The 6,116-nt window shown below is 66.4% G+C and carries 9 protein-coding genes; 2 read left to right on the forward strand and 7 right to left on the reverse strand.

Annotation, left to right across the window (positions count from 1 at the left end; translation table 11 throughout):
• Together CM1CMNOD_RS08940 and CM1CMNOD_RS08945 are read right to left on the reverse strand one after the other, a co-directional pair.
• A partial coding sequence (locus CM1CMNOD_RS08940; RefSeq protein ID WP_131773943.1) for an ABC transporter substrate-binding protein occupies window positions 1–1,150 on the reverse strand: 1,150 nt, incomplete at its 3' end.
• A 789-nt stretch (window positions 1,151–1,939) separates the two neighbouring features.
• Window positions 1,940–2,167, reverse strand: coding sequence for a hypothetical protein (locus CM1CMNOD_RS08945; protein ID WP_131773944.1), 228 nt, complete (start codon window positions 2,165–2,167; stop codon window positions 1,940–1,942).
• A 202-nt stretch (window positions 2,168–2,369) separates the two neighbouring features.
• On the opposite strand from CM1CMNOD_RS08945, the gene CM1CMNOD_RS08950 reads away from it, so the two are divergent.
• Window positions 2,370–3,071, forward strand: coding sequence for an HAD family hydrolase (locus tag CM1CMNOD_RS08950; protein WP_013873341.1), 702 nt, complete (start codon window positions 2,370–2,372; stop codon window positions 3,069–3,071).
• A 10-nt stretch (window positions 3,072–3,081) separates the two neighbouring features.
• Here CM1CMNOD_RS08950 and CM1CMNOD_RS08955 read toward each other — a convergent pair whose 3' ends face one another.
• Window positions 3,082–3,441: a hypothetical protein gene (locus tag CM1CMNOD_RS08955; protein ID WP_043603364.1), complete on the reverse strand. Its 360-nt coding sequence runs from the start codon at window positions 3,439–3,441 to the stop codon at window positions 3,082–3,084.
• Window positions 3,442–3,638: 197 nt separating this feature from the next.
• On the opposite strand from CM1CMNOD_RS08955, the gene tmk reads away from it, so the two are divergent.
• Complete coding sequence (tmk, locus tag CM1CMNOD_RS08965) at window positions 3,639–4,271, forward strand: dTMP kinase (protein WP_013873342.1); 633 nt, start codon at window positions 3,639–3,641, stop codon at window positions 4,269–4,271.
• On the opposite strand, the gene cyaB is transcribed toward tmk, so the two are convergent.
• From cyaB to CM1CMNOD_RS22360, 4 genes are all read right to left on the reverse strand, one after another.
• Entirely contained in the window at window positions 4,187–4,678 is a 492-nt protein-coding gene (gene cyaB, locus CM1CMNOD_RS08970; protein ID WP_241250294.1) for a class IV adenylate cyclase, read from the reverse strand. The genes tmk and cyaB overlap by 85 nt on opposite strands.
• 331 nt (window positions 4,679–5,009) lie before the next feature.
• Entirely contained in the window at window positions 5,010–5,483 is a 474-nt protein-coding gene (locus CM1CMNOD_RS08975) for a helix-turn-helix domain-containing protein (protein WP_013873343.1), read from the reverse strand.
• Between the two features lie 68 nt (window positions 5,484–5,551).
• Window positions 5,552–5,821: a hypothetical protein gene (locus tag CM1CMNOD_RS08980; protein ID WP_013873344.1), complete on the reverse strand. Its 270-nt coding sequence runs from the start codon at window positions 5,819–5,821 to the stop codon at window positions 5,552–5,554.
• Window positions 5,812–6,116: hypothetical protein (locus CM1CMNOD_RS22360; RefSeq protein ID WP_206437635.1), on the reverse strand; the 305-nt coding region annotated here is incomplete at its 5' end. The genes CM1CMNOD_RS08980 and CM1CMNOD_RS22360, both read right to left, overlap by 10 nt.

Consider the following 6,116-nt stretch of genomic DNA (forward strand, 5'->3'; position numbering starts at 1 on the left):
AGTCCACCCCGCCCGGGCTGGTGAAGTAGCTGATGACGACCGGTGTGCCGTCGTATCCCGCCTCGGTCAGCAGCGCCTTGGCCTTTGCCGGATCGTGAGCATAGAGGTTCTCAAGGGACGGGTTGTAACCGACATAGCCGCGGGGGAAGGGCTGGTAGACCACTTCGCCGTGGCCGGCGTTGAGCTTGTCCAGCAGTTCCTGCCGGTTGACGGCGTGGTTCAGCGCTTCGACAATCTTCGGATTGTCGAACGGCTTGATCGTCCGATTGATGGCGAGGTTGGAGATCTGCAGACTGCGGAACTCCTCCACCTGGAGGCCCGCCGCGGTCAGCGCCCTGGCCTGCGGTGGGGAGATGTAGTTGGCCAGCTGTATCTCGTCGCTCTGCAGCGCCGCCGCGATGGTGGCCGGGTCGGAGAGGAACTTCAGGGTCACCCCGGCGAGGTGGATGTTCGCCGCGTCCCAGTAGGCGGGGTTGCGCGTCAGCTCGGCCTGGCCGTCCGGCACGTAGCTGGTGAGGGAGAACGGGCCGGCTCCCACGGGCTTCGTGGCCAGCGCCTTCACGTCACCGGCCAGCGCCCGGGGGCTTACGATCATGCCGCTGCGCCCGCCGAGGACGAGGGGCAGCGCGTAGTCCTGGCGGCTGAGGTGGAAGACGGCCTCGGTCGGGCTGGTCGCGTCCACCGAGGCGATCGCGGCGAGGGACGGCGCGACCTGCGAACCCGTCTGGTTCTTGCCCCGTTCCACGTTCTGTTTGATCGCCGTGGCGTCGACCGGTGCACCGTCGGAGAACGTCTGGCCGGGGCGGAGGGTGAAGGTGAGCGTGAGTCCGTCAGGGGAGAACTTCCACTCGCTCGCAAGTCCCGGCCCGGCATCACCGTTGGGCGTCAGCCGTGTCAGGGAGGCGTAGGCGAGGCTCAGCGGGGTGACGTCGATACCGGAGTTGGAGGCGACGGGATCCCAGGTCGACAGTGGCGGTATCGACCAGCTCAGCACACCGCTGGCGGCGGAGGGGTCCGAGGACGCCGTGTCGTCGCTGCCGCAGGCGGCGACGGTCAGCGCGACCGCTGCTACTACGACGGCGGCGAGAACGGGGCGTCGACCACGCCGGTGGCGGCGCCGACGGCTGACAGCGGATAAGACGTTCTGCACCGTGTTCCATTCATACGGGTACGGCGGGCCGCGGGCGGCGTCCGCTGAATCTTGTGGTGACCGGATTCTTTTGTGGTGTGTCGTATAATTGTGCGCCTGTTGCCATGTCGACGTGGTTGCCGTGTCGACACGGATGAAGCGCCGACATGGACGACGTGCCGCCGTGACATTTCTGATGTGGACGCCTCGGCGTTTGTTTGTGAGATGTCGAGGCGAAGGGACTGTTACGGTGGGTACGCAAAATCATCGGAACCGCGGGTCCGGCGGGTCCGGGCACGGTGGAACATCGAGAACATGACCGGCGCTGGGCCACGACTGGCACAGACGTGACCGGGCCGTGACGATTTCATCGGTCGGTACGGAAGGTGGGGCAGGAGAGCTTCCGTCGCGAAAGGACGTGGGACGGTTTCTGGAAATGTCCGGTGATACGGGAGCGGAGGGTACCGGGTGGCTGGTGCCAGAGTCCCTGACTCGTCGTCCCTGATCTGTTCGGAAACGACTACCGACTGCTCGGCCTGTGGCGGGCCGAGATTTCACAGGATGCCCGGTTGAACGATCCGCCCGGACCCGGACAGGATGCGGTCACAACGACACCGAAGTCGACATGACGCCGACGGAAGAAGCTCATCCGCCGAATCCTCACGCCCCTGTACGCGCGGTCGAGGATGACCGGACCGGGACACATGGGAACGCGATCGTCCATTGCGCCCCTTCCTCCGAGATCATCATATGTCGCATCCGACACCGTACCGGCACGGTACTCCGGTTAGCAAGGCCCCCACCAGGAGCTCACTCCTCGCAGGCGTGCGCTGCCCACCGGCTCCCATGGTCAGCGACGTGGCCGGTGGCGCGGAGCGCCCACCCGGTTACATTGTCGGCCGTCGACGCCTTCACCGGCTTCGCCTTCGGCGGCTTCGCCACGACCAGCGCCCACGGCGCCTGACCCAGGAAACGGGCCTGCGGCCGTACCCCCGCCACGAACCGTGCGGCCTTCTTCGGCAGGGGGAATTCCGGCACGAACTTGTGTCCCGGATAAACGACATCACGCCTTCCGGCTTCCGGCTTCCGGCCGACGCCGAGTGCGCTCTCGTCCGCGTAGAACCGAATCGTGCTATTCACAATAGGGGGCCGCTCTGGTTCTCGGGGCCGCACCGAACGTCGAGGTCCAAGCGGAAAACCAGTCGATTCACATACGGGTCGGCTGTGAGATCATGGTGAAGTGACCGCACCTGCCCTCATCCTGTGGGACATAGACCGCACCCTCGTCACCATTGGCCCGGTCAGCCGGGAGATCTACGCCCGCGCCTTCCAGTTCGTGACCGGCCGTCCCCTGCGGGAGCTGGCAGACATGACCGGCCGCACCGAGCGCGCGATCCTGCTGGACACGCTCCGGCTCAACGGCGTGCCGGACGACGAGCCGACCTTCGACGCCTTCTACGAGGCTCTTGGTCAGGCCGCCCACCAGCTCGAAGGCCGGATGAAGGAGTCCGGCCGTCGCCTGCCCGGTGCGAAGGAGGCTGTCGCGAGCCTGGTGGCCAAGGACACGGTGCAGTCCGTGGTGACCGGCAACATCCGCTCCATCGCGGCCACCAAACTTCACGCCTTCGACCTGGAAGACCACGTTGACCTGGAGGTTGGTGGCTTCGGGGATGACGACAGCGACCGAACCGTACTGGTACGGCTCGCGGTCAAGCGGGCCGAGGCCAAGTACGACGTGACCTTCCCACCGAACCGGACCGTCGTCATCGGGGACACGCCGCACGACGTGAAGGGCGCCCACGATGCTGGCGTGCGGGCGGTGGGAGTTGCCACCGGCGGTAGTACCGCGGGGGATCTTGAGGCTTCCGGGGCTGATGCTGTCCTGCCAGATCTCACCCGGCCCCGCGCCCTACGGGCGGCTGTCTTCGGCCTCGTTGGTTAAAGCCGCTGGGTCAGGTCGTCGCCAGGCGGAACCGCTCCCCGAAGTCCCGGGCCGCGGGCACTGCGCCGAACGGCGCCAGGCCGTCTGCAAACTCTTTCAGGCGCAGGGCCACCCGGGTAGATCCGATGGCTTCGCTCAGCTCCAGGGCGTTGCCGGCTGTCTGGCAGGCCTGCTCGACGTTGCCGGCCAGCAACTGGCATTTGGCCAGCCGGGACAGGTAGTGCACCCGGTCCCGCACCCGGTGGGGCGCCCGTCGGGTGAGCAGATCAATGGCTTCCGTCAGCGCCGTCGAGGCCTCGGTCGTCAAGCCCAGTTCGAGGAAGCAGGCTCCCTCCTGGGCCGCTACTTCCACCTCGTCGACGTAGGCCACCGGCCGCTACCAGCCGTCACAGTTGCTGGCCTACACCGCCGTGGACCTCACCAAAGGCGGCGTCGACGAAGCCATGCGGGGGCGCGATGAATTCAATTTCTCGGTGAATATCCAGTTCGGGGAGGCCAATGTGGAGGAGGTACGGGCCGCCTCATCGAGCTATCCCGCGAGCAGCACGCCCGTTCCAGCGTCCGCCGATGAACAGGGGCTTTTTCGTTGCCATCGACGGCCCCAGCGGCATCGGCAAGAGCACGGTCACCGCAGCCCTGGCCGGGCAGCTCGCGGGACAGGGCCTGCCTGTGCTGGCCACCAAAGAACCCACGGCCAGTCCCCTGGGTAGCCTCACGCGCTTTGGCACGGACGACTACCAGGGTCTGGCCCTGGCCTGCCTCGTGGCCGCCGACCGCTACCAGCACCTCGAAACCGAGATCCGTCCCGCCCTCGCCAGCGGCACCGTAGTGGTCTGCGACCGCTACGTCGCTTCATCCCTCGTGTTGCAACGCCTCGACGGTGTACCACCCAAGTTTCTATGGGCGCTGGCCGAGCAAGCCGACCGGCCCGACCTGACCGTCATCCTCACCGGCGATCCCATCCGCTCCCGCGAGCGGGCGGCCCGGCGCGGCCTCTACAACCGCTTCCACCGCGGCGGCCCGGAAGCCGGTGCAGCCGAGGCCGAGGCGTACCGGGCCGTCGCCGCCGAACTCCAAGCCGCCGGCCACGCCGTCGTGGTACACGACATCGGGACTCAGACGGCCGAAGAGGTGGCCGCCGTACTGGCAGCTTCGGTGCTCTCCCGGCGGGAAGGCAACTGGACCACCGCCCCTTCCTGAGCTGCCCGCACGAGGGAGTCGTACGTCTCGGTCGTGCGGGCGGCCGGGACACCCAGCGCCGTGACGAAGGCTGCCAGCTCCTCTTGGACCTGGGCGGCGGGCTCGTCGTCGGGCACCATGCGTTCGAGCTCCAGGAAGGTCCCGACCCCTTCCAGTTCGTCCAGGCACAGCGACACATCGCCGTGCTGGCCGGTGCGCCGCGTCTTCGTCACGCGGACGGTCGCGCGGTACCCCATACGCAAGATGGCCTCGTGCATCTGCCGGCGGTCCGCGACCTCCGTCTCGTATTCCAAGCAGTCCTGAGTATTGACGCCCGGCTCCTTCAGCGTGAACCAGTGGCGCCCGTCCACTGTGCGAAGCCGCAGGAACGAAACTCCAAGCCTGCTGTCCCCGAAGGACCAGCCCACCGGGGCAAATGCCTAGTCATCCTGGTAGACCGGTTTGCCAACATGAATACCCCGTGCCCTGAGGGCGACGAGCAGCGCCTCCGGGTCTGCCACGGAATACTTGACCTCGACCTCGCGCACCGGCTACCTCCATATTTGGAACGACTGCAACCAGTTTAGCGAGACATCATCCAGGCGCGAGAGCGGGGTTGTCCCCGCATGTCCACCACGAAGGCAAAAATCTATTACACATTACATAACGAGCGTTATTCATAGCCCATTGACCAGGGGGCATGGACTTCCTCAGTCACAAAAACGCGCGCGATGGTCATGGCGACGATCCGGTATGTTGTCAGTCGGCTGGAAGGTACAGGTCGGCGTCTACCACGTCGTTCATGGCGGTGGCCAGTGCTCGACGCCGTTTCGTCTTTCGCGCCGCATACTCCTCCAGATCGGCCACTGTGATCCGCCGGTGGCGACTGCCGGGAAGAGCCCGGGCCGGAATGGTCCCGTCGTCGAGGAGTTTCAGCAGCAACGGGCGTGAAATCCCCAGGTAGGCCGCTGCCTGGTTCGGGGTCAGTTCGCCGGTGGAGTCGGGGGAGAGGATCCGCACGCGATGCCCGGCGGCCTGCTCATAAGCAGTGTGGAGCAGGGCGCGCAGCACGGCCATGGGTGCGTCGACCTGTACACCACCCGCGACAAGCAGCACCGATCCGGAGCCTGACGACGCGATCGCCTGCTCCACGGTCGATGCGAGGTCCGACGATGCCCGTCGGGTCGGGGCATCTGGGCTGTTCAGCTCAAGAACCGCCGGATGGGACGTCATGCGTCCTCCCGCGTCACCGGTTCCGCAATCGATGATCGTTGTAGCTTCTATCTGAAGCATCTGTAAATCTACTCGATCTCGATCTCGATCGCGGGACGCAGCCGGATCATCGGGACTCCTCGCGCCCGGAAACCGGCCAGCAGACGGGTCTCGACGAATTCGCCCCAGGTGACCGTCTCGTCGCCGGTGCTGGTCGGCCTGATGACCGGTGAGTAGGCGGTGTCACCGCGGCGGTAGCCGTCCACCCATCGACGGGTCGTCCCCGCGGGGAGCAGGAGGATGCGATCAGCCTGCGACATCCCGTAGAGGGGCCGCTCCAGCAGGTCGATCACATCCATGCCGTCATCATCGCATGCGACAACACGACGAAACCGCGCAAGCACCACCAGTGCCGTCCCTGGACCGCTGGAAGGCCACAGCCAGCGATGAGGAATTCCAGATGTTGGGAATGTTGGGACGTGAGGGACAGAGCCGTCACCGCTCCGTTCGTGCGCTTGTCCGGCCGTTCGATGGTGCTGCCGCGGATGGTATGGACAGGCTGGACGGCATGGGGGCGGATGGATCGGATGCGGCGGGGGCGGCCGGTAGCGGTGTCGCCGGAGGTGTTGTGGCCGGGTGGGATCTGTCCGGGGG

The organism is Protofrankia symbiont of Coriaria myrtifolia (genome assembly GCF_900634755.1).
Taxonomy (GTDB): domain Bacteria; phylum Actinomycetota; class Actinomycetes; order Frankiales; family Frankiaceae; genus Protofrankia; species Protofrankia coriariae.